Here is a 1297-nt window from a genome sequence, read left to right on the forward strand (position 1 = left end):
GGCGGGCGGCGAGTATCTGACCCGGCGGGGTCCCTGGCTGGGTCGGATCTCGGCTGGGTGCGGTTGATGGCCGGGGCGGGTCAGGTTATTGGCTGGGCGGGATCGTCGGCTGGTGTGCTGGCTGGGTGTGCGAGTGCGGCTGGGCGAGGCGCGGGTTTGGGCGTGGTCTTGGCGGGGTTGGCTCGCTGGCGGGGTGAGCAGCCGGTTGGCTCTCGGGGCTTAGCGCGGTGGGGCATCCTCCTTACGGTTGTGAGTGTCGGCAGTTCTCGAGGCTGGGCGGTCGCGGATCTGCTTCGGCTGCCTTCCACGTTAAGCACATCGGAAGGACGGCGGAGGCGACTGCGGCGAGTTGTCCACACGGTGTGCGGGTTGTGGACAACTCGGCCGTTTCGGCGGAGGTCGCGAGGGGTCGGGCGGACGGCGGCATTAGCCTGGAGAGCGTGAACAGCAGCACGGAGACACCCCGATTCAAGCCCGTCACCGATGCCGACCGGGAGGTCATCGCGCAGCAGCTCGGACGGCCGCCGCGGGCGTTGCGGGCGGTGGCCGCGCGGTGCCCCAGCGGGCATCCTTCGGTGGTCCAGACCAGTCCGCGGTTGGAGAACGGGACGCCGTTCCCGACGTTGTATTACCTGACCTGCCCGCGGTTGTCGTCGATGGTGGGCACGCTGGAGGCGTCCGGCGTGATGAAGGAGATGACCGAACGGCTCACCACCGACCCCGAGCTTGCGGCGACCTACCAGCGCACGCACGAGACGTACCTCGCCGAGCGGGACGCCATCGAGTCGCTCGGCACGCAGGTGACCGCGGGCGGGATGCCTGGGCGGGTGAAATGCCTGCACGTCCACCTCGCGCACACGCTCGCGGCCGGGCCCGGGGTGAACCCGTTCGGTGACGAGACCCTCGCCTGGGTCCGCGAGCAGGGCTGGCCGACGGGCGACTGCGCCGGGTAACGCTCCGGTCTCGGGCGCGGATAGGCACAGCAGAGGCCGGTGCCCGCCTGGGTGAGATTGCTTCGCGGCGCGCATCGGAGCTTCACACCGAGCAGGCGAGCCTGGGTGCACCGCCGGGCGCGCCGGGGAGGGGCGGAAATTGCGGGTGCCACGCAGATCTCGGCGGTCGGTGCGCGCTGAGGCGTCCCTTCATGCGGACGGTCAGAGTGAGCCGGTGGCGGACGGTGCGGGTGAGCCGGTCACCGGTGGCGGGCTGGATGGTGTGGAGCCTGTTGGCGAGGACATAGCCGGTTGTTCGGGTGGCGGCGCAGCCAACGGGGCCGGCGCTGCTCGCCGCTGATTCA

1 protein-coding gene is annotated in these 1297 nt (G+C 70.8%); it reads left to right on the plus strand.

Features of this window, described 5'->3' with window-relative positions:
• The first annotated feature begins 431 nt into the window (after nt 1-431).
• Complete coding sequence (locus tag D0D37_RS46330) at nt 432-953, plus strand: DUF501 domain-containing protein (RefSeq protein WP_208720583.1); 522 nt, start codon at nt 432-434, stop codon at nt 951-953.
• Nucleotides 954-1297 lie beyond the last annotated feature (344 nt).

Source organism: Amycolatopsis circi (assembly GCF_003385235.1).
Lineage (GTDB): Bacteria > Actinomycetota > Actinomycetes > Mycobacteriales > Pseudonocardiaceae > Amycolatopsis > Amycolatopsis circi.